The organism is Janthinobacterium sp. PSPC3-1 (assembly GCF_049896105.1).
Lineage (GTDB): Bacteria > Pseudomonadota > Gammaproteobacteria > Burkholderiales > Burkholderiaceae_D > Janthinobacterium.
Genome location: NZ_JAFCTQ010000003.1, coordinates 73,483 through 95,214, shown reverse-complemented (window position 1 = coordinate 95,214; position 21,732 = coordinate 73,483). Strand labels below are relative to the sequence as shown.

Below are 21,732 nucleotides of genomic sequence, written 5' to 3'. Positions count from 1 at the left end.
AGCCATCAGTGCATCTTGACCGGCGGTTGTGGCGGGGTGGGCTCTTCGATCGGCACCGGATCGACGTCGGGCATTTTTTCCGGCGGCGGGCTCACCGGATCGCCTTCCGGCGGCGGGACATTGTCCGGCTCAGGGGTGCTGTGGGCGTACAAATCGGGTTTGCTGTGCAGTGTATTCATGGCGTTCCTCCTTGACCAGCACTGTAACGCATGCCCAAAAATCCTGGCGCGCACAGCGTCGCGGGAACCAATCCGTTTCGTATTGCTCTAACGGTGCATGCCGACAAACGGAGCAACGATGCAGCGCAAGAAAATTCTCTTTGTCGCCGAAGCCGTCACCCTGGCCCATGTGGGCCGTCCGCTGACCCTGGCGCAAGGGCTGGACGATGCACACCACGAGGTGCACTTCGCCTGCGCCGATGGCTACGATTTCTGCTTCCAGGGCGTGCCCTTCCAGCGCTGGCGCATCGGCAGCATCCCATCGCGGCAATTCCTGCAGGCGCTGGCGCAAGGCAAGCCCGTGTATGACGAAGCCACCTTGCAAGCCTACGTGGAAGATGACCTGCGCCTGTTCGATGAGGTGCGGCCGGACCTGGTGATCGGCGACTTCCGCTTGTCGCTGTCGGTCAGCGCCCGGCTGCGCCGCATCCCCTACATTACCGTCAGCAATGCCTATTGGAGTCCATACGTGCGCCCGCATTACACGGTGCCCAGCCTGCCGCTGACGCGCCTGCTGCCGGTCTGGCTGGCCAACCCCCTGTTCCGCATGATACGCCCGCTGGCCTTTGCCAGCCATGCCGTACCCCTGAACCGCGTGCGCCGCCGCCATGGCCTGCCCACGCTGGGCAGCGATTTGCGCCGCATCTATACCGATGCCGACCAGACCCTGTACGCCGATATCCCGCAGCTGTTTCCACCGCTGGCCATGCCCGCCCATCACGGCTACCTGGGCGCCGTCATCTGGGCCCCACCGATGGACTTGCCGCCTTGGTGGCAGGGGCTGGAGCGCGGCGAGGAGGGGCGTCCTTTGATTTATGTCACCTTCGGCAGCTCCGGCCAGTCGCAGCTGCTGCCGCGCGTGCTGCATGCGCTATCGACCTTGCCGGTCACCGTGATGGCCGCCACGGCCGGCAACATCGAACTGGGCAGCGTACCGCCGAACGCCCATGTGGCGCCCTTCCTGCCGGGCGATGCGGCGGCGCGGCGCGCCAGCCTGGTGATCTGCAATGGCGGCAGCCCCACCAGCCAGCAGGCATTGACAGCCGGTGTGCCGGTGATCGGCATCGCAGGCAACCTCGACCAGTTTCTCAATATGCACGGCATCGTCGCGGCCGGCGCCGGCCTGCTGCTGCGCGCCGACCGATTCAAGGAAGACGCCTTGCGCCAGGCCGTCACGCACCTGCTCGGTAGCCCGCAAGCACGGCAGGCGGCGCGGCAATTGGCGGCGGCCTTCCAGGCCTGCGTGCCGCAGGCTCGCCTGCAGGAACGCATGCGCACCCTGCTTGCCTGAGCTCGCCAACAGGAGCGTCGGCATTTTTTACAGCCCGCCGTACAAACCCTGCCAGGCATCAACAGCGATAACGCAAGTGCTTGATTTACAAGCAAAGACCACGCTTGGCATGGAAGTCGCTTGGGAATGGCCATGAGCACCTGTCTTCAGGACTCAAACCAGACTTCCCTTCTTGTCCACTCCATGCTGTGAGGTAATTAAAATGAAACTCTCCCGACTGAAACTGCTTCCCGCCGCAGCGGCGCTGGCCCTGCTGTGCGCTGCCGGCGGCGCGCAAGCAGGCGCCTACGGCTATTCCTACAACAACATCTTCGGCCTGCAACTGACGCCACTGACCGGTTCGGTCACCGCCCTGAACAGCGTGACCATCTCGCGCAGCACCGCCACCCTGAACGGCGTCAACGTGATTCAAGGCGGCGTGGGCTTCCTCGATGCGCCCCAAGCCACCGTCGGCGCCGTCACCAAGGGCCAGAACGACTTCACGCAGCAAGGCCCGACCGGCACCTATTCGCGCGGCGACGCGCAAATCGTCAGCACGCAATTTCCGCCCTTCCCGGCCGGCTCCACTTCCACCCAGGCCGTCAACGTGGCCGAGGCCCACCTCGATACAGCGGGTACCGCCGACGCTTCGGGCCGCAATGGCTCGACCACCGGCATTTCGGTCGATTTCGTGGTCGGCTCGCCAACGGCTACCCTGAGCTTCGATTTCCTGGCGGCGCCGTTCATGCAAGTCTTCCTGCAACCGAATGTGGGCCTGCAGTCCAGTGCCACGGCCAATCTGGTGGTTACCTTCAGCATCACCGATGCAGCCGGCAACATCGTCTTCAACTGGACGCCCGACGGCCTGCTCGGCTCCGGCATCTTCGGCGGCACGGAAGCGGCCGATTCCGCCAACCTGAATACCGGCCTGGCCACCAACTTCCTGACGAGCGGCAACCTGCTGACCTTTGATCCCACCGGCTGCGGCACGCCGACGGGCACCGGTGTGGGCACGGCTTGCGGCGGCAGCTTCAGCGCCGTGACCAATACCCTGGTTGCCGGCAACTACACGCTGGTGCTGAACCAGGTGGAAAGCGTGGATCTGGTCAAGCAGGCGGTGCCCGAGCCAGGCACCCTGGCCTTGTTGGGTCTGGGCCTGGCCGGCCTGTGCTATGCCAACCGCCGCAAGGTGACCGCCTGATTATTGGACAGGGCTTTGACAGGCGGGGAAGTTTCCTCGCCTTTTTTACCGCCGCACTGTCGCTTTTCCTTACAGCCCAGGCAGACAGCGGCGGACACAAGTAACAGGCCAGGCAAAGGACTTCGTATGGCATTTTTTTCCGCACGCATGGCGATTTTACTGCTGGCCCTGCCGTGCCTCGCCAACCAGGCTGGCGCGGCCGCGTATGGCTACTCATACAGCAATATCTTTGGCTTCACCATCAGCAATCCGACCGGTGCCATCACCGTGTTCAACAATATCGATGTCTCGCACACCACAGCCACGCTGGGTAGCCGCAACGTGATCCACGGCGGCGCCAACGAGATCGACGCGCTGCAAGCCTCGCTGGGCCAGGTACTCAAGGGCGAGAACGACTTCGCGCCGCAAGGCATGGGCAATGCCTCCTATGCGCGCGGCGACGCGCAAATCATCAGCTCGCAAATTCCGCCGTTTCCGCCCGGCTCGGACAGCACCCATGTGGCGAATGTGGCGGAAATACTGCTGGCTGGCACCGGCAGCGCCGATGCGTCCGGACGCAACGGCTCCTCCACCGCCTTCGCCGTCGACCTGGTGGTGGGACAGGACGGCGCCACCCTGGCGCTCCAGTTCCAGGCCGCGCCCTTCATGCAGCTCTACCTCGATGCCAGCGCCGCCACCGGCTCCTTCGCCAACGCCAGCACCGCGTTCACTTTTTCCATCGTCGACGAAGCTGGCCAGATCGTCTTCAACTGGGCGCCTGACGGCGAGCTTGGCTCCGGCATACTGGGCGGCACCGAACAGGCCGATGACGCCAATCTCAATATCAACTATGCACAGACGCCGCCAAGCAGCGGCAGCCTGTTCAGCTACGACCCCACCGGCTGCGGCACACCCACCGGCACCGGCACCGGCACCGGTTGCGGCGGACAATTTAGCGCCATCAGCGACCGTCTGGACGCCGGCAATTACACACTGGTGCTCAATATGATCAACAGCGCGCAGCTGGCGGTCATGCCCGTGACCACCGAATTGCCGCTGCCCGGCACCCTGCTGCTGCTGGCGGCCGGCCTGGCGGCACTGGCCGGGCTGGGGCGTCTCCTGGGGCCAGACGACGGCGACAGAGCTTAGCTGCCCGCCACCGGCGCCACGATCAGTTCGCTGAGCGGACGGCGCAGCGAACGGGCCTGGGCCGGTGGCCCGGCGCCGATGCGGCCCAGGAACACGGCCCGCTCGGTGTGTTCCTTGCCGAGCAGGGTGCGCGTTTGCACGGCCAGTTCCTGCGCGACTTCCTGCAAGCCCTCGGTGCGTGAAAAAATGCGCCGCTCGCGCACGTAGCGGGCAAAGATCAGCGGCGTCAGTTCCGGCTGCATCTGCAAGCCCAGCTCGGTGGCCGTCAGCCAGAAACGCTGCATGGCGCGCCCGGCGGCCACGTAATCGTCGACATGGCGCGGTGGCGACTCGGCCAGCAGCGCGAAATGCGCGGCGCAGTACCAGCCCGGCAGCAAATCCATCTGCAGCCGCGGCGCCAGGGTACCGGCCAGCCATGTATTGAAAAAATCCACGCGTCGCCAGCTGCGCATAATCCAGCGCATCAATTTCGCCGTCATGGCATCGACGCCGAGCGCCTGGTCCGGCATGCGATCGACGCTGTAGCGGGCATTCCATTCGATCACGTCGCAGTGCACCTTGTGCGCCTCGGGCATGATCAGGCGCAAGCGGGCATTGTTGAACATCAGCCGCGCGGACGCGAAGCGGGTGCGCGTGCCTTCCAGCCACAGCACGCCGAAACCGGGCGGCAGGCTGGCCGCCAGTGCCGCCTTTTCGCTGACGCGCAGGCTGCGCGTGCTGAGCTTGCGGCGCTGCACCGTACGCTGCGGCAAGAACGCCGCCAGCGGATCGGGCGCCAGGCCCGGTGCGTCAACGAAGACGGTGTCAAAGGTGGGCAGGTGCTCGGGCATGCCGGTGCGCCGCTGGGCTTGCATGCGCAAGCCATGGCGGCTGGCCGCCAGCGCCAGGCTTTCGAGCAGCGCACCCAGCGACAGCTGGCTGGGGTGGCCATCGAGGTCATACACGCAGTGGCTGCGCGTATCGAAGCCATGAACCACCACATGGCGCGCGCCGCGCACCTCGAAGCGCCAGGGCTGGGTATTGTCGCCGCTGGGCGCCCAGCGCGCCTGGTCGAGGATGTCTTCCAGCACGGCGTCGATCGGCAAGGTGGTCGCCATCAGCCGCCCCTGGCGGCGCGGCGCCGCTTGATGATGGCCATCGCCAGGCGCTGCAGGGGATGGCGGTTGCCGCCCGGACGCCAGGTATGCACCATCTTGTTGCGGTAGGCATCGAAATGCATGCCACGTGGCGCCGCCATCACCTTGCCGCGCCCCAGCAGGATCTTCAGCGCCTCGGTGGCCGCCGCGCCCGCGCACAGCTGGCAGCCCATGATGGTCGACGGCCCGCGCCGCTCCTTCAGATTGATGGCCGATGGATCGACCAGGTACGGGCCATGCAGTCCGGTCGGCGCCAGGCCGACCAGGAAGCGGAGCGCTTTTTCTTCCTCGGGCAGGTCGCCCCAGCCGAAATACTGCTCGAACGTCATCTGGCCCGGCAGGAAACTGAGCACGGCCGTGCCCATGCCCAGCGGCGCGGCCGTGATCGACGGTATCGCCAGCCTGGCGCACATGGCAAACGTGGCCTGGCGCGCGGGAAAGGCAAAGAAATCGAGGCCGTCCACGTACAGGTCGACGCCCTCGAAAAAATCGGCCAGGTTGGCATCGTTGATGCCGTCAGGGAACAGCTTGATGTCGAGTTCGGGATTGATGTCGCGCGCCATCTGCGCCAGCACGTCGACCTTGGGCTGGCCCAGGGTCGACACCATGGCGCCGGCCTGGCGGTTGAAATTGGCGATATCGAAGGTATCGAAATCGGCGATATGAAACGCGCCGATACCCAGCCGCGCCAGGGTCAGCAAATGCACGCCACCGACGCCGCCCATGCCGGCTATCGCCACCCGCTTGCCGCGCAGGCTGTCCTGTTCGGCCCGGGTGACCCAGCCCAGGTTGCGGGCAAATGCCGCGTGATAAGAAAAACCGTCTGTCATGCTCACCTTTCCTGATGTCCGATAAAGGACCAAGAAAGTGAGACAAACACTGAAATAAAAAGTTCCCTTGAAACTAAAAAAACTTGCGCCGTATCCAATCTGATCTAAAAAGCAAAACGGGCGGCGCGACCGGCGTCACCCGGCAGGCACCGCCCGCGATGATTGAGACTAAAGAGCTTCGCTTGGAGGCTTAGCCTTCAGGCCAACGCTTCCTTGGCCGCCTCTTCCGGCGTCAAGCCATCGTAGAACTGGTCGGTGAACCACTCGACCTGCTCTTCGATATGCTCCTGCGCCTGTTCCACCGTGGCGCCGCCGGCGACTAAAAAGCCTTCGACTTCGATACACCAGTTAATCAATTCCAGGGTTTCCGGATCGAGTTCTTCTTTCTTGGCCATCTTGCGCTTTCTGAGAGTTCGTTTGCCATCACATCGGCAGGCGCCAGTTTACCATTTCCGGCCGCGCCGCCTGCGCCTGCCATTATTTGCCGTTGTTGAGCGCCACCTTTTTCTGTTCCGGGTACAGCACCACCTGCACATAATTGTCCAGGTTCAGGTAGCGCTGGGCGGCCTGTTTTACCGCTTGCGGCGTGATGGCGCGCACCCGCTGCTCGAAGCGCAGGATCTGTGCCGGATCGCGGCCCTGGGTTACCGAGCCCATCAGCTGACTCATCCAGTAGTTGTTTTCCCGCATGGCCTTCTGCTGACGCGTGATCCAGTTCAGCTTGACCTTTTCCAGATCAAGCGCGCTTGGGCCCTCCTTTTTCATCTTGTTGATTTCGGCAAAGGCGGCGGCGATCACCTTGTCGACGTTTTCCGGCCCGGTGGGCAGGTTCAGCGCCACCGAATAATGGCCGTACGGATGCTGGCCCATCGAGGTCTCGAAACCGCCGCCATAGATCATGCTCATCTTTTCGCGCAGCACTTCGATCACCTTCAGGTTCAGCACTTCGCCGAGCGCCTGCAAGGTCAGCTTCTGCTCGTCCGAATACGCCACGTCGCCGGTAAAAGTGATGGAAATCGTGCTTTTCGGCTCGCTGCCCATGTAGACGGCTTTTTTCACCACGCCCTGCACCGGGCGCATGCCCACGTCGCGGTAGGCGTGCGCCACCTCGGTCACCGGCAAGGCGCCCAGGTAGCTGGCGATCAGCGGCTTGATCTTGTCAAGCTCGAAGCTGCCCGTGAAGATGAAGGTCATGTCGCGCGCGCTGGAAAAGCGCTGGCGGAAAATCTCCAGCGAACGGTCAAGGCTGACCTTGTCAAAATCGGCCACGCGCGGCACGCCGTCGACGCGCGGATTGTCGCCAAACATGGTGTGCTGCACGGCGTCATAAAACACGGCATCAGGCTGCGCCAGGCTGTTTTTCGCCAGATCCTGCTGCTTGCCGATATACGACTGGAACAGGTCGGCATCCTTGCGCACGTCATGCATGTACAGATATACCAGTTGCAGCATCGATTCGACATCGGCGCTGCTCGACGAACCGCCAAAGCCTTCGCTCAGTTCGCCCAGCGAGGCGCCCACGTTGACCGTCTTGCCGGCAACGATTTTCTGCAGGTCCAGCGGCGCCAGGTCCTTCAGGCCCATGCTGCCGACAATGGCGCTGGCATAGCGGGCGTTATAGATATCGGCGTCGTCATACAGCGACTGGCCGCCGAAGCGGGTGGCGCCCATCAGCACTTGGTCGTTCTTGAAATCGGTGGGTTTCAACAAGACGCGCACGCCATTGCCCAAGATCAGCTCCGTCACGCCGATGGCGCTGTTGAGCTTCTCGCTGGCGATGCTGCCGCCCGGCGGCGGGCCGTCCATCAGGCTGCCGGCCACCACTTTTTCCGTATGGGGCTCGACTTTTTGCTGCTCGGCGCTGGCGACCGCATCGAGCAACTGCTGCCGGCTCGGCACCGTGCCGCCCGGCTTGGCCTCGGCGCCCATGAAGACCACCAGTTTCTTTTGCTGCTCGGGAATGACTTTCGCCACCGTCTCGTTAATTTCCTGCAACGACACTTGCGGCAGCAATTCACGCGCATACATCAGCTCATTGGTGATGCCGGGAATCGCTTCCTGTTCCAGGAAGTTGCGCGAATACTCGGCCACGAAGCCGGCCGAATCGGATTTGTCGCGCTCGTTCCAGGCGCGCTCGTAATTGCGCAGCATGTTCTTGCGCGCGCGGTCCAGCTCGTCCTGGCTGAAGCCGAAGCGGCGCGCCCGTTCATCCTCGCGCACCAGCGCATCGACGGCCGGCTGCACGCCGCCCTTGCCCAGCAAGGCATACGCGCTGAACGATTCATAGCCGCGCACCAGCTTGCCCATGCTGCTGCCGCCCTGGATGAACGGCGGATTGGCCTGCTGCGTCAGTTCCTGCATGCGCGCGCTAAGCATCTGGCCATACAGGTTCTCGATCATCTGGCGCCGGTAATCGGCAATCGTCACCGGTTCCTGCGCCGGGCGGATCGGATAACGGATGAACACGGTGTCGTCCGCCGCTTCCTTGTCGGTGATCACCAGCGCTTCCGTCTGCGCGCGCTGCGGCACTTCCGCGTAGACGCGCGGACGCGGCTGGGCCGGATTTTTCAGCTTGCCGAAGTGCTGCTGGATCAATTTTTCAGCCTGTTTCGGCTCGACGTCGCCGACCACCATCACGGCCATCAGATCGGGCCGGTACCAGTCCTTGTAGAAACGCTTGATGGCGTCCGGCTTGAAGGTCTTCAGGACCTCTTCCTTGCCGATCGGCATGCGCTCGGCATAGCGCGAACCGTTCAGCAGTTTCGGATACAGGACCTTGTTCATGCGGTCGCTGGCGCCCTTGCCCAGGCGCGCCTCTTCCAGCACGATGCCGCGCTCGCTGTCGATATCGGCCGGATTGAATTTCAGGCCGTGGGCCCAGTCTTCCAGCACCAAAAAACCTTTTTCCAGGTTGCCTTTCTTGTTAGTGGGAATCGGCAGCACGTAAACGGTTTCATCGAAGCTGGTATAAGCGTTCAAATCGGCGCCGAATTTCACGCCGATCGATTGCAGATACGAAATGAGTTCATTGCGCTTGAAATGCGTCGAGCCATTGAAGGCCATGTGTTCGGTGAAATGGGCCAGGCCTTGCTGATCGTCGTCTTCCAGGATGGAGCCGGCTTTCACCACCAGGCGCAATTCGACTTTCTGCGCGGGACGGGCATTTTTCTTGATGTAATAGGTCAGCCCGTTCGGCAGTTTTCCGACCGTTACTTCCGGCGCCACCGGCAGGGGATCGCTCAAACGGAGTTCCGCTTGCGCCAGGGAAGCGCAGGCCAGCAGCACGGCGCCCGAGATCAGGCGTAATTTACTCAGCTTCATGTATTCTCATAGGTAGATGCAACAAGCATACCTTACACCGAATCGCGGAAACACCGATTAAAAATAGCTTAGAGGACATACTGCGATACAAACGGCAAGCTCCTGCCCGCCGGCCTGAACTATGCTAAAGTATTGCCGCCGGTCATGTGGACCGGCACAACAATACGTCTTCGGGGCGGGGTGCGATTCCCCACCGGCGGTAAGACCGGCAACGGTCAAGCCCGCGAGCGCTTTTCAGGCATCGCTTGAAAAGGTCAGCAGATCTGGTGTGATTCCAGAGCCGACGGTATAGTCCGGATGAAAGAAGATGTGCGTCAGACCCACTGTTCGATCGCCTTGCGCGATACGGCCTGCTGCGCCTGTGCGCTTGCCCTGCAGCGTTTTTCGCCTGTGCGAGGAGCGTTTCACCATGTTAGTCAACAGCTACACCGTGCTTTCCCTTGACCTTGAAGGTCGCATCCAGTCCGCCCTGGCCGCCATGCGCGCCGGCGTGCCCGTCATCCTGCTCGACGATTTCGACCGCGAAAACGAAGCCGACCTGATTATCTCGGCCGAAAAACTGACGAACGAGACCATGGCCCTCCTGATCCGTGAATGCAGCGGCATCGTCTGCCTGTGCCTGCCCGCCGAGACCGTAAGCAAGCTGGAATTGCCGCCGATGTCGCAAGACAACGGCAGCCGCTACGGCACGCCGTTTACCGTCTCGATCGAGGCGCGCGAAGGTGTCACCACCGGCGTGTCGGCCGCCGACCGCGTCACCACCATCCGCGCCGCCATCGCGCCCGACGCAAAACCATCGGACCTGGTGCGCCCCGGCCATGTGTTCCCCTTGCGCGCCGCGCCCGGTGGCGTGCTCGAACGCCGTGGCCACACGGAAGGTTCGGTCGACCTGTCTCGCATGGCGGGCTTGAACCCGGCCGCCGTGCTGTGCGAATTGATGAATCCGGACGGCACCATGATGCGCGGCGACGATATCGAACGCTTTGCCGAGCTGCATGGCATGCCGATCTTGACCATCGAAGAGATGGTGGCCTGGCGCCAGCGGCAACAGTAATTCAGGCCGCAGCCGGTTGCGGCCGCGGCAGATGCACATGCCGGTACACCAGGCAGGCGGCCAGGCCGTACGCCAGCGCCATGATGGCGTAGGCCAGCGGCAGGCGCACCGCCCAACCCGGTGCCATGTGCAGGATGCTGCCGACCAGCGCCACGCCGACCAGGGCGCCGATCTGCCGGTTGGCGTTCAGGGCGGCGGCGGCGCTGTTCGCATGCTGCTTGCCGGCCACCCGCATCACGGTGGCCGTCATGGCGGGAATCGCGATGCCGATTGCCACATTCATCAGGCCGGTGCCCAGCGCCAGCAGCGCATACGGGGTGGCTGGCCGCAAACCCATCAGCACCAGCGCCATGACGCTGGCCGTCAGCAGGCCGGCCAGCATCGGTAGCCGCGTGCCATGACGGGCGGCGATCGAGCCGGCCAGGAAATTACCCACCGTATAGGCCGCCATCATCGGCAGCAAAAGCAGGCCCGAGCGCAGAGCGTCGGCGCCACCGGCCTGCTGCAAGAACAGGCTCAACAAAAACAGCTGGCCGAACACGCAGAAATTGATCAAGAACCCCACGCCATTGGCCGCGCCAAAGCTGCTGCTGTGAAACAGCGCACGCGGCAGCAGCGGATGGCTGCCCTGGCGCTCGCGGCGCAGCAGCAAGGTGCACGTACACACGGCCAGCGTACCGGCCGTCACCACCGGCGGCGACAGCCAGCCCAGCACCGGTCCTTCGATCAGCACGAAACTGAGGCCCGCCAGCGCCGCCACCCCCAGCGCATGACTGAACAGGGACAAGTCGCGCGGCTGCCGAGCCGGCGCGCGCAAGACCAGCTGCGCCAGCACGATGGCCAGCAGGCCCAGCGGCACATTGACCCAGAACACGCTGCGCCAGCCGAACTGGTGCACCAGCACGCCACCGATCAGCGGCCCCGATGCGCCGGCCACGCCCACCAATGCCGACCACACGCCCAGCATGCGCGTGCGCACCTGCTCGTCGTCAAAGCTGTGCGTCAGCAGGCTCAGGGAACTGGGCATGAACAGCGCCGCGCCCGCGCCCTGCAGCAGCCGCGCCGCCGTCAGGAAACCACCATCGGGCGCCATGCCGCACAGCACCGAACCGAGGATAAACACGCCCAGGCCGCCCTGGTACACGGCTTTCGGACCGTAACGGTCGGCCAGCGCGCCACCGGCCAGCAGCAGCGCGGCAAACGTCAAGGTATAGCCATCGACCACCCACACCAGGCCGCTCAGGGGTATCGCCAGGTCGCGCGATATATCGGACAGCGCCACATTGACGGCGGTGACATCGATCATGGCCATCACGAAGCCGAAGGCCAGCGTCAGCAGGATCAAGAAATTGCCAGGGGAATAGGGGCGCGCGGAAACGGACATGATCTTCTTTCAAACAGCAGCAAGACAGTCATTGTAGAAGTGTTGCATGATGCGGTAAATATGCATACACTCGGCACTCCGATGCAAAAATGCATCAGTAATCAAAGAGGAAACCAGGTTGGATTGGGCTTATGGATTGGGATAACGCGCGCATCTTTCTGGCCATCGGCCGCGCCGGCACCCTGCGTGGCGCGGCGGCCCTGCTGCGCATCGACCAGGCCACTTGCGGGCGTCGCCTGGCCGCGCTGGAAACGTCCCTGGGTGCGCGCCTGTTCCTGCGCACGCCGTCGGGTTATGTGGCCACGCCGGCGGGCGAACTGGCGCTGGCGGCGGCCGAAGCGATGGAACGCGCGGCCGACCAGCTGCAGCGCGAGATGCAGGGCGTCGACAATCGGCTGTCGGGCCTGGTGCGGGTGGCCACCACCGACAGCATGGCCAGCCATTTCGTGATTGCCGCCATGCAGCGCCTGCATGCGGCGCACCCCGACATCCGCATCGTGCTGCAGGTGGCGCCGCAACTGGCCAGCCTGACGCGGCGCGAAGCGGACCTGGCCGTGCGCGCCGTGCGCCCGCTGGACCCCGACCTGATCTCGCGCCACCTGGTGCGGCGCCACCTGGGCCTGTATGCCTCGCCCGCCTATTTGGCCGAGCGCGGCGAACCCGTGCGCGGCACGGCGCTGGCCGGCCACGACATCGTGATCTATCATCAGTCCATCACCGCGCGCCACGCCGACAAGATCGCCGGCGAGCCGGTGGCCAACGCGCGCGTGGCGATGGAAGTCAATAGCGCCATGATGCTGCAGGAAGCGGCGCGCGCGGGCCTGGGCATCGCCGAACTGGGGGTGCACCTGGGCGAGATCGACCCGCAGCTGGTGCGCATCTGGCCCGACCGCGCGGAACCGTATGACGTGTGGCTGGTGATGCATGAAGACCTGTCGCGCTCGGCCCGCGTGCGCGCGGCAGCCGACGCCATCATCGCCAGCGTAGGGAACGCAAAGCCGGCCGCCGGCAATGATAAGATGCCACGATGACAGCTTCTGCCTCCACCTCCATCATCATCCGCTTGCGCCGCCTGAACCGGGTCGCCGCCGCGTGGATCATCAGCTGGTGGCGCTTGCTGCAATTTTCGACCCTGATTTTTTCGCTGGCGCTGTCGCCGTCGAGCTATAACCGGCAGAACCGGCCCATTCTCGCGCACCGCCTGGTGATCAACACGGCGCCCAACCTGGTGTGGTTCAGCGTCGCCTGCGCGCTGGTCAGCCTGGTGCTGATCCGCATCGTGGTGGTCAGCGCGCAAAGCTATGGCCTGTCGCGCTATGCGCTGGAAATGGTGGTGCGCGTGCTGGTGCTCGAACTGATTCCACTCACCGCCGCGCTGTTCGTCGCGCTGAGGCTGACCCTGCCCGACGGCATCGCGTTTGCGCAGATGCGTTCGAACGGCCTGCTCGACAAACTGCAACAGCAAGGCAGGGACCTGCTGCGCGGCGAGTATTTTCCGCGCGTGATGTCGGGCATCTTCGCCGTCTGGATGCTGGCCATCGCCAGCTGCGTCAGTTCGCTGATCCTCGCCTATCTGACCATCTACGGTTTCACCCCGTGGGCGCTGCAAGGCTACACGCGGGTGGTGGGGCAGATCTTCAATCCGGCCGTGGTGCTGATTCTGATGCTCAAGGTGGTGTTCTTCAGCTTTGCCGTGGCCCTGATTCCGTTGTCCTCGTCCTATTACCAGCCCGAGCCCCACCGCCGCCAGCGCCTGTTCGCCGCCCACGGCCTGTCCGAAATGCTGCGTTTGTTTTCCGTCATCCTGCTGGTCGAAGTGGCCTCGCTGATGGGAAATTACTACTGATGCCTGACCACCACCCTACCCCGAGCCCGACGCCATGAGCACTCCTTCCAATCCAGACCAGACCGACATCACGGCGCCCGAGGCCGCGCTGCCCGCGCCGCCACCGGTGCGCCATGCCGAACTGAAAGCCGCCATTTTGCTCGTCTCGATGTTCGTGCTGATCGTCGGCTCGGTGCTGTACCTGATGTATGCGCGCGGCGCCTTCGAGGCGACGCAGACGCTGGTGCTGGCCACCGACGATTCCGACGGCGTGGTGGTCGGCGCCGATCTCACCTTTTCAGGTTTTCCCATCGGCCGCGTGCAGCGCATCGAACTGGCGCCCGATGGCAAGGCGCGCGTGATCGTCGACGTGCCGAAAAAAGATGCGCACTGGCTGCGCACCAGCAGCATTTTCACCCTGGAACGCGGCATCGTCGGCGGCGCCAAGCTGCGCGCCTACAGCGGCATCCTGACCGATCCGCCCTTGCCCGACGAGGCCACGCGCGACCTGCTGGTGGGCGACATGGCGGCCGAAATTCCGCGCCTGCTGGCCGCCGCCAAGGATTTACTGGCCAACCTGGGCAACCTGACCGGCACCGATTCCGCGCTCGACACCACCATGCGCAATGTGCAGACGGTGACCGGCAAGCTCAGTGGCCCCGGTGGCGCCATGGGCCTGCTGACGGGCGACGACCAGCAATCAAGACTGCTGATCGAGCGCGCCAACGCCCTGTTGATCACCGCCGACCAGCTGGCGCGCCGCACCGATGGGCTGGTGTCCAATGCGGACCAGCGCGTATTCGGCGCGCAAGGCGTGATGACGGACGCGCAGGCCACCATCGTGCAGCTGAACGCGCTGCTGGCCGACACCCGCAACAGCCTGAAAAAGGTCGACGCCGTGCTGGTCGAAGCGCAGGCCGTGGGCGCCAACGCGAAAGCCGCCACGGCCGACCTGGGACCCCTGCGCGCCGACGTGGAAAGCAATCTGCGCAAGGTCGAGCAACTGGTCAATGAAATCAACCGCAAATGGCCGTTCAAGCGCAATCCGGAGATCACCCTGCCATGAGAAAGTCATTGCCTTTTGCCGCCGCCACGCTGTGCGCCTTGCTGGCGGCCTGCTCCAGCGGCCCGCCCGTGCCGGACTGGAAAATGAATGCGCAAAGTTCGATCGAGCGCTTTGAAGCGGCCTATTTGAACGGCAATGTACTGGTCGAGCAGACGGAATTCCAGCGTGCGCGCGACCAGGTGGGCGGCACCGGCAAGCTCGACCTGATCGCCCGGGTCGAGCTGCTGCGCTGCGCCACGCGCGTGGCCAGCCTGGCGTTCGAACCGTGCAGCGGATTCGAGGCGTTGAAAGAGGACGCCGGCGCGGCCGACCGTGCCTATGCGGCTTACCTGGCAGGCACGGCAGTAGCGGATACGTCCATGCTGCCGGAAACGCAGCGCGCGGTGGCGGCGGCCGGCTCGGACACGCAGGCGGCCAGCGCCGCTGCCGCCATCCAGGAACCATTGGGCAAGCTGGTGGCGGCCGGCGTGCTGCTGCGCGCCAACCGCGCCACGCCGGAACTGCTGGAGATGGCGGTAGCGACAGCATCAGACCAGGGCTGGCGCAGGCCGCTGCTGGCCTGGCTGGGCGTGCAGCGAATGCGCGCGGAACAAGCCGGAGATACACAGGAAGCGCAGCGCATCGCGCGCCGCATGGACATCGTGGAGAAAAGCGGCAAGCCGCTGAACTGAGCTATTTTTTACCGCTGCATGGGGTGTCGCGATAAAAAACAAATCCGCCGATACCGATGGTATTGGTATCGGCCTTGACGCTGTAGACCAGCGCATTCTTGTCCGCTTCCACGCGCAGCAGGTTCGTGTGCAGTGATTTGTTGGCATGCGCGCTGGCCAGATTCGGCCACGGCTGCAGATCCAGCCGCAATTCGGCAGTGGCCGGGTCGTACGACCAGCGGCCTGGATTGAAGAAGGCAAAGCCGCCGTCGAAACGCAGCCGGCCATCCTTGAACTGGGTCAGGCAGATGCCCGGAAATTCGCTGGGCGGGTTGTACCAGGTGGCGGCCACTTCGCCGCTGTCCGGCGCGGCCTTGCCCGGCATTTGCAGTCCCGCCTTGCCAGCGCCCTGCCCCATCAAGCCGGTGCAGCCGGCCAGCAAGGCCAGGGAGGAGAGCATCGCTGCCGTTGTCATCGTTTTGCCGTGCATTGCGCTGTGCATTGGTATCCCGTGGTGATATTGCTAAACAGCAATCTTAGACCGGGACAGCCGGCGACTCAAGCGGGCACCGCACATAAGGACGATTTAGTTTTCCGCCGCTTTCGCTGCCGCTTCGCGCAATTTGTCCTTCTTGCTCTTGCGCGCGCCTTTCACGCCGCCATTGACCGTGTCGGTCACGGCGCTGACCGGCGTGGGCAGCTCGGTCGGCTCGAAACCGGCCACCACTTCGCGCACGATGCGCAGGTCGTTGCGGTTTTCGATCAGGCGGAAATGCGCTTCCGTATCGGCCGTGATGAAGCTGACGGCCATGCCGCTTTCGCCGGCGCGGCCGGTGCGGCCGATGCGGTGCGTGTAGTCGACGGCCGAACGGGGCAGGTCGTAATTGACGACGGCCGGCAAACCGGCGATATCGATGCCGCGCGCGGCCACGTCGGTCGCCACCAGCACCTGCAGGCGGCCCGCCTTGAAGTCAGCCAGCAACTGGCTGCGCGTGCCCTGGCTGAATTCTCCGTGAAACGCGCCCACGTGCAGGCCGGCGCGCTGCAGCTTGTCGGCCACGTGTTCGGCCGCATATTTGGTGGCGACAAACACCAGCACCCGTTCCCATTGATGTTGCAGAATCAGGTAGCGCAGCAGCTGGGTGCGGCGCGGCACGTCGACCGTCACCGCGCGCTGCACGATATCGGGCTTGTCCTGCGGCTCGGACGCGACTTCAATGCGTACCGGCTCCTTCAGCAGGCTGGCTGCCAGCGCCTGCACGCTGTCGGGGAAGGTGGCCGAGAAAAACAGGTTCTGGCGCTTGGCGGGCAGCAGCGCCAGCACGGCGTTGATCTCTTCCGTAAAACCCATGTCGAGCAGGCGGTCCGCCTCGTCCAGCACGAACAGCGACACACCGCCCAGTTTCACGGCATTTTGCCTGACCAGGTCCAGCAGACGGCCCGGCGTGGCGACCACGATATCGGCGCCGCCGCGCAAGTCCATCATCTGCGGATTGATCGAGACGCCACCGAACAGCACGGAAATCTTCAGTTTCACCGGCAGCGGCTTGGCCAGCGCATGGACCGTCTGCCCCACCTGCGCGGCCAGTTCGCGCGTCGGCACCAGGATCAGCGCGCGCACCTGGCGCGGGCCGCTGGCGGGCGCCATCAGCGCCTGCAACAGCGGCAGCGCATAGGCGGCCGTCTTGCCGGACCCGGTCTGCGCCGCGCCCAATACATCGCTGCCGCGCAGGATGGCGGGAATGGCTTGCGCCTGGATGGCGGTCGGCGCGGCATAGCCGGCCTTGTCGACGGCGCGTACGAGCGAGGGAATCAGACCCAGTGAGGAAAATGGCATGGCGGGCCTTCTTGTATGCTTGAAAAGGCGCCAGTATAAAGCAAGCGCCTATTGTTTCGGCATTTGCCGCACTGGCCGGCCATCGTCATCGTAACCGGGCATGCCGCGCCGGATCGCATGGGAAAAATCGGGATCGTCATTGGCGGCCCGCGCCCGCGCCGTGATATGGCCGCCGTCGCGCAACTGCTGGAAAGTCATGCCCGGCACCAGGCCGCGCACATCGAACAGATAGCGGTCCAGGTAGCCCGACGCCAGCAGCCGATAGTCCAGCGGCAGGCCCGGCACGATGCGGCGCGCCATCTCGAACACGATGGTGGTGCAGTTGGCCGTCAAGGTATTGTAGAACTGCGGCTTGCGCTTCAGGTCGTCAGCTTCGTCCAGGTAGGCCAGGAACAGCGAGCGCATGGCGGCGCGCGGCATCATCACGCGGTACAGATGAATGTCTTCGCCGCGCGCATTGGTGCGCACGCGCACGATATCGCGCTCGTCGGCGGCGATCAGGCTGGTTTCAAAATGCTTGAAGAAGCCGCCGATGGTGGAAAAGCTCTCGCCCTTCTCCTTGCGGATCTCGATCGAAAAGGTGAGAAAACGCCCGTCGGCAAAGCCGAACGACACCAGCGTATGGGCGATCAGCGGGCCGGTCCAGTACGACAGCGCCGTGTCGACCGTGCGCAGCTCGTCGAGGTTGTAGCTGCGCTGTTCCCATTTCACCGTGTAATCGTTGTCGCTGCGCCAGTCGAAATTGCGCACATTGTCGAGGGTTGCCACGCTGCCCTTGACGCTGCCTGTCACGTTGCGCGCCACATCGTCGGCCCAGCTGCGGTCCTGCATTGGTGCGATCAGACTCCACCACAGCAGCAGCAACACAAAGCCGCCCGCATACGGCAGCAAGGCGCGCGCACTGCCGCGTGCCCACCACAGCGCGATGCTGCCGATGCCGAGCGCCGCCCACAGCACGGCACCGACGGTTTGCGCCGCCACGCCGCCGGCCAGCTGGTACCACAGCGCCAGCGCGCCCCACAGGGCGGTCAACAGAACCAGCAGGGACGCGGTCAGTTTGCAGATGGTGGCCAGCACGGAGCGGGCGCGAGGTGATAGGAATGTCATGCCTGGATTATAGGGGCAAGCAAGTTTTCAGGACCTTTCAACTGTCGCGCGATCCATTGTCTTATAGGTCGGCGCAGCAACAAGCACTAGAATAAGCGATCTGCTCCTGTCCAGAAAGACTGATCATGCACCCAGCCATCCCCATCCTGCGCAGCTTCTCGGAAACCAAGGCGCGCGAATTCTATGTCGACTTTCTCGGTTTCAAGGTGGACTGGGAGCACCGCTTCGACGCCACCGCCCCGCTGTACCTGCAGCTGCGGCGCGCGGAACTGGTCCTGCACCTGTCCGAACATCATGGCGACGCCACGCCAGGCGCGGCGCTACTGATCCCGGTCGACGATATCGCCGCCCTGCAGGCCGAATTGCTGGCCAAGGACTATCCCCATGCGCGCCCCGGCGTGCGCGACGAGGACTGGGGCCGCATCATGGAAGTGGCTGACCCGTTCGGCAACAAACTGCGTTTCTGGCAGAAGTCGACACATGAATAGGCAATACCGTCGTGTTTTGCTGGTTGGTTTCATGCTCATCATCGCGGCCGGTACGCTATGGCTGGCGCGGCCGACAGACAGCAAGGCCGACGCTGCGCGTTTTCAACGGGAAGCGCCGACCTATCGCTCCGCGGCGCGAGATCTGGCCGCCAACCGGCAGCCGGCATGCCTTGCATCGCACGCTTGCCTGCCTGACGGGCAACGCCTGATTTTTCCGTGGGACGGCATGTTGGCGGGCTGGAGCGGCGTCGTTTTCGACCCATACGACAATATGCAAGAGTTCATGAACCGCCAGCCAGGCTTTACCGCACAGGTCGTGGGTTGCAAAAGGCTGGAGCCTTTCTTTTATCTGTGTGGTTTCGGATAAACGCTCGACCTGCACCGCCGTCCAAGCCGGCAAACTGCGCAGTTTGATCAATTTTCTGATTCCGCGCATGCGCCAGACAGCCGCAATGCCAGCGAATCAGGTTAAACTACAATATTGCGTTATAGCAATTTATAGGGGAGTACCTGGTGCTGGTCATACTCGGATTTATCGTCGTGCTGTTTTCCGTCTTTGGAGGCTTTGCCCTGCAGGGCGGGCATCTGGCGGCGCTGTTCCAGCCGCTGGAACTGCTGATGATCGGCGGCGCGGCGCTGGGGACTTTTTTTGTCGGCAATGACGCCAAGGCGATCCGCGCCACGTTTGCCGCCCTGCCCACCCTGTTTCATACCGCGCAATACACCAAGTCGCGCTATCTGGAACTGATGGGCCTGATGTACGACATACTGAGCAAGGTCCGCAAGGAAGGCCTGATGTCGATCGAGGACGATGTCGACGATCCCTACCGCAGCCCGGTGTTCACCAAATACCCCTACACCCTCGGCGACGAGCATTTGCTAGAATTTATTACCGACTATCTGCGTCTGATGGTATCGGGCAATATGGATGCCTACCAGATCGAGAATCTGATGGACAACGAGATGGAAACCCATCACGAAGACGCGGAAATGCCGATCCAGACCATCTCGCAGCTGGCCGACGCCATGCCCGCCTTCGGCATCGTGGCCGCCGTGATGGGCGTGGTGCACACCATGGCGTCGGTGGGCCTGCCGCCGGCCGAGCTGGGCGTGCTGATCGCGCAGGCGCTGGTGGGCACCTTTATCGGCATCTTGCTGGCGTACGGCTTTATCGCGCCGCTGGCCAGCTTGCTGCGCCGCAAGCACCATGAAACCGCCAAGATGTACCAGTGCGTGAAAGTGACCTTGCTGGCCAGCCTGAACGGCTACGCGCCGGCCCTGGCCGTCGAATTCGGTCGCAAGGTGATCTCGGCCACCGAGCGCCCGTCCTTCAGCGAACTGGAAAGCCACGTGCGCCAGGTGAAAACCCGCAACTGATTTACCGGGGTCACTGCTCCGGACAGCTGACCTCGCGCTCGTTATACAGGCTCATCGGCACGCGCTGTCCGTCGACTTCCAGCTCCTGCACTTTCGGCGGCACCAGCACAAACTGGCCCGCCTGCAGTTTTTCACGCAGCGGCCGGCAGCGCAGGATCTCGGTCGGGATCTGGCCGCGCGCATACCAGCCGCCCTCTTCCTTTTCCGCCAGCAAAACCGAGGAGGCGCGCGGATCATTGCTGATCAGCAGCACTTCCTGGCGGCCATCGCCATCGAAATCCATGGCATACGCATCGCACTGCTGCCCTGCCCGCTTCAAACAGGCCGGCAGGCGCCAGCTTGGTCCCGCCTGGCTCCAGTCCTGCTGCAGGAAACTCTGCGGCAATGTCACGCCGGCCGGGCGTACGGTCAGGTTGATGGCGACGTCGCTGAGCGCGCCCGTTTCGTCGAAACGGTTTTCACGCATGAGCATGGCCGTGGCGCGTGCGCGGATCACCGCCGCGTCCGGCCCTGCGGTACGTACCTTGAGCTCCTGCAAGGCCGCCTGGCCATAGCGCGCGCCCTGGAAACGCAGGTACTCGAAATCGAACTTGTCGGCGCTGACCTTGCCGCTGTTCAACCGCGCCATCTGGCTGGCCACCGACAGCCGGGCCGGGTCCATCAGCGGCGTGAACAGCGCCAGCAGCACCAGCAGGGTGACAAAGGCCGTGCCCACGTTGACATTGGCGATCCAGTTCAGCCAGTCGCCATACTTGCTGGCGGCCCAGGCATAGCCCACCGCATAACAGCTGGCGACCAGCAGGCAGGCGCCGGCAATAATGCGCTCGGCCGTCCAGCCATGCGCCATCACGCGCAAGGTCAATGCATAGATGGCGATGCCGACCAGCCATGGCAACAGCAGGCACGACAGGCGCGTGCCGAAGCGGATGCCGCGCGCCACGCCCAGGCCGGCCTGGCCGTTCTGGAAGGCGGCATTGATCAGCACCACCAGCAGGCCCGCCATGCCCAGCAGCACGGAAGCCGCATGGCGCGTGGCCCACAGGCGTTCGAAGCCGATAAACGGCAAGGTGAGCAGGAAGCCGGCCACCAGCACGGCGGCGATCGGCATCAGCCACGACAGCAGCACCAGCAGCAAGGTGCGGATGCCGCGCACGATGGACGGGCGCACATCGGTGATATGGATGGCAAACGAGAACGCAAAGCACAGCACGGGGATCACGAACCAGGCCTGGGCCAGCAGCTTCCTTAAAAAATCGAGCTTGATCAGCAAAAACAATTGCCCACCCAGCCACAGCACCAGCACCAGCACCGCCACGAACAGCAGGGAAAACAGCAGCTGGATGCCAAGCTTCCAGGCAATTTCAAAATACGTCGGGTAACTGGCCAGGCGGCGCTGGTCTTGCCCGCTGGCCAGCACCAGCGCGTGGGCAATATAGAAGCCGACCACGCAAAAGCCGAACAGCTGGATCGAGAGCACGCGCAGCGGTGCGCCGGGCTTGTAGTTGCCCCAAATAAAATGCTCGGCGCCGCGCGACACGTCGTGCAATGCCAGCACGCTCAACACCACCGCCGCGCCAGCCATCCACAGTCCGATGCGTCGCAGCGACAGATGGCCCAGGCTGGAGACCAGCAGCACCGGCATCAGCAGGCCGATGAGCATCAGCGGCGCCAGCAGAGAGGGTTCGGTGGCGAGCCAGGCCTTGTCCTGGGCCGAGCTGTACAGCCAGTACAGCAGCAGGCCTTGCAGCAAGCCCGTCAGCAAGCGCGTGACGGCAATCTGCGGCGCGACCACCGGATCGAGTAAAACAGTAGTGTTGCCGGCGGCTTGCTGCATGGGAAT

The 21,732-nt window shown here is 63.9% G+C and carries 21 protein-coding genes and 1 riboswitch; of the genes, 11 read left to right on the top strand and 10 right to left on the bottom strand.

The window, feature by feature from the left end; all coding sequences use genetic code 11:
* Positions 1–5: 5 nt before the first annotated feature.
* Positions 6–179, bottom strand: coding sequence for a hypothetical protein (locus ACP7B7_RS04895; RefSeq protein WP_308925523.1), 174 nt, complete (start codon positions 177–179; stop codon positions 6–8).
* Positions 180–297: 118 nt separating this feature from the next.
* Between ACP7B7_RS04895 and ACP7B7_RS04890 the strand changes: the two genes are divergently transcribed.
* The 3 genes from ACP7B7_RS04890 (at position 298) to ACP7B7_RS04880 (ending at position 3,817) form a co-directional block, all read left to right on the top strand.
* The gene (locus ACP7B7_RS04890; RefSeq protein WP_426075930.1) at positions 298–1,509 is read left to right on the top strand and encodes a glycosyltransferase; all 1,212 of its coding nucleotides are present in this window, start codon (positions 298–300) and stop codon (positions 1,507–1,509) included.
* A 202-nt stretch (positions 1,510–1,711) separates the two neighbouring features.
* On the top strand, positions 1,712–2,689 hold the full coding sequence (locus ACP7B7_RS04885) for an EDSAP-1 family PEP-CTERM protein (RefSeq protein WP_308925521.1): 978 nt from the start codon (positions 1,712–1,714) through the stop codon (positions 2,687–2,689).
* 126 nt (positions 2,690–2,815) lie between these two features.
* Positions 2,816–3,817, top strand: a complete 1,002-nt coding sequence (locus ACP7B7_RS04880; protein ID WP_308925520.1) for an EDSAP-1 family PEP-CTERM protein — start codon at positions 2,816–2,818, stop codon at positions 3,815–3,817.
* Here ACP7B7_RS04880 and ACP7B7_RS04875 read toward each other — a convergent pair.
* From ACP7B7_RS04875 to ACP7B7_RS04860, 4 genes are all read right to left on the bottom strand, one after another.
* A complete protein-coding gene (locus ACP7B7_RS04875) occupies positions 3,814–4,914 on the bottom strand; it encodes a molybdopterin biosynthesis protein MoeY (RefSeq protein WP_426075929.1) in 1,101 nt (366 codons plus the stop codon). The two genes, ACP7B7_RS04880 and ACP7B7_RS04875, sit on opposite strands and share 4 nt — an antisense overlap.
* Entirely contained in the window at positions 4,914–5,783 is an 870-nt protein-coding gene (locus ACP7B7_RS04870) for a ThiF family adenylyltransferase (RefSeq protein WP_426075928.1), read from the bottom strand. Before ACP7B7_RS04870 ends, ACP7B7_RS04875 begins: the two co-directional genes overlap by 1 nt.
* A 197-nt stretch (positions 5,784–5,980) precedes the next feature.
* Positions 5,981–6,178, bottom strand: a complete 198-nt coding sequence (locus ACP7B7_RS04865; protein WP_308925517.1) for a hypothetical protein — start codon at positions 6,176–6,178, stop codon at positions 5,981–5,983.
* Between the two features lie 82 nt (positions 6,179–6,260).
* Positions 6,261–9,104, bottom strand: coding sequence for a M16 family metallopeptidase (locus tag ACP7B7_RS04860; RefSeq protein WP_426075927.1), 2,844 nt, complete (start codon positions 9,102–9,104; stop codon positions 6,261–6,263).
* Positions 9,105–9,266: 162 nt separating this feature from the next.
* Positions 9,267–9,417, top strand: a riboswitch (FMN riboswitch).
* 96 nt (positions 9,418–9,513) lie between these two features.
* On the opposite strand from ACP7B7_RS04860, the gene ribB reads away from it, so the two are divergent.
* Entirely contained in the window at positions 9,514–10,158 is a 645-nt protein-coding gene (ribB, locus tag ACP7B7_RS04855) for a 3,4-dihydroxy-2-butanone-4-phosphate synthase (protein ID WP_426075926.1), read from the top strand.
* A gap of 1 nt (position 10,159) precedes the next feature.
* Here ribB and ACP7B7_RS04850 read toward each other — a convergent pair whose 3' ends face one another.
* The gene (locus ACP7B7_RS04850; protein WP_426075925.1) at positions 10,160–11,542 is read right to left on the bottom strand and encodes an MFS transporter; all 1,383 of its coding nucleotides are present in this window, start codon (positions 11,540–11,542) and stop codon (positions 10,160–10,162) included.
* 131 nt (positions 11,543–11,673) lie between these two features.
* Here ACP7B7_RS04850 and ACP7B7_RS04845 point away from each other — a divergent pair, with 131 nt between their 5' ends.
* Genes ACP7B7_RS04845 through ACP7B7_RS04830 form a run of 4 tightly spaced genes read left to right on the top strand, consistent with a single transcriptional unit; the run spans position 11,674 to position 15,104 of the window.
* Entirely contained in the window at positions 11,674–12,573 is a 900-nt protein-coding gene (locus ACP7B7_RS04845; RefSeq protein WP_426075924.1) for a LysR family transcriptional regulator, read from the top strand.
* Complete coding sequence (locus ACP7B7_RS04840; RefSeq protein ID WP_426075923.1) at positions 12,570–13,388, top strand: MlaE family ABC transporter permease; 819 nt, start codon at positions 12,570–12,572, stop codon at positions 13,386–13,388. The genes ACP7B7_RS04845 and ACP7B7_RS04840 overlap by 4 nt, the downstream gene beginning before the upstream one ends.
* A 34-nt stretch (positions 13,389–13,422) precedes the next feature.
* Positions 13,423–14,433: an MlaD family protein gene (locus tag ACP7B7_RS04835; RefSeq protein ID WP_426075922.1), complete on the top strand. Its 1,011-nt coding sequence runs from the start codon at positions 13,423–13,425 to the stop codon at positions 14,431–14,433.
* On the top strand, positions 14,430–15,104 hold the full coding sequence (locus tag ACP7B7_RS04830) for a hypothetical protein (protein ID WP_426075921.1): 675 nt from the start codon (positions 14,430–14,432) through the stop codon (positions 15,102–15,104). Before ACP7B7_RS04835 ends, ACP7B7_RS04830 begins: the two co-directional genes overlap by 4 nt.
* Before the next feature lies 1 nt (position 15,105).
* On the opposite strand, the gene ACP7B7_RS04825 is transcribed toward ACP7B7_RS04830, so the two are convergent.
* The 3 genes from ACP7B7_RS04825 to ACP7B7_RS04815 all read right to left on the bottom strand — a co-directional run bounded on the left by ACP7B7_RS04825 (position 15,106) and on the right by ACP7B7_RS04815 (position 18,027).
* Positions 15,106–15,558, bottom strand: a complete 453-nt coding sequence (locus ACP7B7_RS04825) for a hypothetical protein (protein ID WP_426075920.1) — start codon at positions 15,556–15,558, stop codon at positions 15,106–15,108.
* Positions 15,559–15,669: 111 nt separating this feature from the next.
* On the bottom strand, positions 15,670–16,920 hold the full coding sequence (locus tag ACP7B7_RS04820) for a DEAD/DEAH box helicase (protein WP_426075919.1): 1,251 nt from the start codon (positions 16,918–16,920) through the stop codon (positions 15,670–15,672).
* Positions 16,921–16,968: 48 nt separating this feature from the next.
* On the bottom strand, positions 16,969–18,027 hold the full coding sequence (locus ACP7B7_RS04815; RefSeq protein WP_308925507.1) for a DUF4105 domain-containing protein: 1,059 nt from the start codon (positions 18,025–18,027) through the stop codon (positions 16,969–16,971).
* A gap of 125 nt (positions 18,028–18,152) precedes the next feature.
* On the opposite strand from ACP7B7_RS04815, the gene ACP7B7_RS04810 reads away from it, so the two are divergent.
* The 3 genes from ACP7B7_RS04810 (at position 18,153) to motA (ending at position 19,892) form a co-directional block, all read left to right on the top strand.
* Complete coding sequence (locus ACP7B7_RS04810) at positions 18,153–18,515, top strand: glyoxalase superfamily protein (RefSeq protein ID WP_308925506.1); 363 nt, start codon at positions 18,153–18,155, stop codon at positions 18,513–18,515.
* The gene (locus ACP7B7_RS04805) at positions 18,508–18,882 is read left to right on the top strand and encodes a hypothetical protein (RefSeq protein ID WP_308925505.1); all 375 of its coding nucleotides are present in this window, start codon (positions 18,508–18,510) and stop codon (positions 18,880–18,882) included. Before ACP7B7_RS04810 ends, ACP7B7_RS04805 begins: the two co-directional genes overlap by 8 nt.
* 146 nt (positions 18,883–19,028) lie before the next feature.
* Positions 19,029–19,892 (top strand): flagellar motor stator protein MotA, encoded by an 864-nt coding sequence (gene motA, locus ACP7B7_RS04800; RefSeq protein ID WP_308925504.1) that lies wholly within the window; start codon positions 19,029–19,031, stop codon positions 19,890–19,892.
* Between the two features lie 10 nt (positions 19,893–19,902).
* Here motA and ACP7B7_RS04795 read toward each other — a convergent pair whose 3' ends face one another.
* The gene (locus ACP7B7_RS04795; RefSeq protein WP_426075918.1) at positions 19,903–21,726 is read right to left on the bottom strand and encodes a DUF4153 domain-containing protein; all 1,824 of its coding nucleotides are present in this window, start codon (positions 21,724–21,726) and stop codon (positions 19,903–19,905) included.
* Between the last annotated feature and the right edge of the window lie 6 nt (positions 21,727–21,732).

What these genes read in the sequence shown, in the direction of transcription:
- ACP7B7_RS04830 (WP_426075921.1), top strand. Translation starts at nt 14,430, where the DNA reads ATGAGAAAGTCATTGCCTTTTGCCGCCGCCACGCTGTGCGCCTTGCTG.
- ACP7B7_RS04815 (WP_308925507.1), bottom strand. Translation starts at nt 18,027, where the DNA reads ATGACATTCCTATCACCTCGCGCCCGCTCCGTGCTGGCCACCATCTGC.
- ACP7B7_RS04885 (WP_308925521.1), top strand. Translation starts at nt 1,712, where the DNA reads ATGAAACTCTCCCGACTGAAACTGCTTCCCGCCGCAGCGGCGCTGGCC.
- ACP7B7_RS04860 (WP_426075927.1), bottom strand. Translation starts at nt 9,104, where the DNA reads ATGAAGCTGAGTAAATTACGCCTGATCTCGGGCGCCGTGCTGCTGGCC.
- ACP7B7_RS04890 (WP_426075930.1), top strand. Translation starts at nt 298, where the DNA reads ATGCAGCGCAAGAAAATTCTCTTTGTCGCCGAAGCCGTCACCCTGGCC.
- ACP7B7_RS04810 (WP_308925506.1), top strand. Translation starts at nt 18,153, where the DNA reads ATGCACCCAGCCATCCCCATCCTGCGCAGCTTCTCGGAAACCAAGGCG.
- ACP7B7_RS04845 (WP_426075924.1), top strand. Translation starts at nt 11,674, where the DNA reads ATGGATTGGGATAACGCGCGCATCTTTCTGGCCATCGGCCGCGCCGGC.
- ACP7B7_RS04825 (WP_426075920.1), bottom strand. Translation starts at nt 15,558, where the DNA reads ATGACAACGGCAGCGATGCTCTCCTCCCTGGCCTTGCTGGCCGGCTGC.
- ACP7B7_RS04835 (WP_426075922.1), top strand. Translation starts at nt 13,423, where the DNA reads ATGAGCACTCCTTCCAATCCAGACCAGACCGACATCACGGCGCCCGAG.
- ACP7B7_RS04805 (WP_308925505.1), top strand. Translation starts at nt 18,508, where the DNA reads ATGAATAGGCAATACCGTCGTGTTTTGCTGGTTGGTTTCATGCTCATC.
- ACP7B7_RS04820 (WP_426075919.1), bottom strand. Translation starts at nt 16,920, where the DNA reads ATGCCATTTTCCTCACTGGGTCTGATTCCCTCGCTCGTACGCGCCGTC.
- ACP7B7_RS04870 (WP_426075928.1), bottom strand. Translation starts at nt 5,783, where the DNA reads ATGACAGACGGTTTTTCTTATCACGCGGCATTTGCCCGCAACCTGGGC.
- ACP7B7_RS04850 (WP_426075925.1), bottom strand. Translation starts at nt 11,542, where the DNA reads ATGTCCGTTTCCGCGCGCCCCTATTCCCCTGGCAATTTCTTGATCCTG.
- ACP7B7_RS04895 (WP_308925523.1), bottom strand. Translation starts at nt 179, where the DNA reads ATGAATACACTGCACAGCAAACCCGATTTGTACGCCCACAGCACCCCT.
- ACP7B7_RS04840 (WP_426075923.1), top strand. Translation starts at nt 12,570, where the DNA reads ATGACAGCTTCTGCCTCCACCTCCATCATCATCCGCTTGCGCCGCCTG.
- ribB (WP_426075926.1), top strand. Translation starts at nt 9,514, where the DNA reads ATGTTAGTCAACAGCTACACCGTGCTTTCCCTTGACCTTGAAGGTCGC.
- ACP7B7_RS04795 (WP_426075918.1), bottom strand. Translation starts at nt 21,726, where the DNA reads ATGCAGCAAGCCGCCGGCAACACTACTGTTTTACTCGATCCGGTGGTC.
- ACP7B7_RS04875 (WP_426075929.1), bottom strand. Translation starts at nt 4,914, where the DNA reads ATGGCGACCACCTTGCCGATCGACGCCGTGCTGGAAGACATCCTCGAC.
- ACP7B7_RS04865 (WP_308925517.1), bottom strand. Translation starts at nt 6,178, where the DNA reads ATGGCCAAGAAAGAAGAACTCGATCCGGAAACCCTGGAATTGATTAAC.
- ACP7B7_RS04880 (WP_308925520.1), top strand. Translation starts at nt 2,816, where the DNA reads ATGGCATTTTTTTCCGCACGCATGGCGATTTTACTGCTGGCCCTGCCG.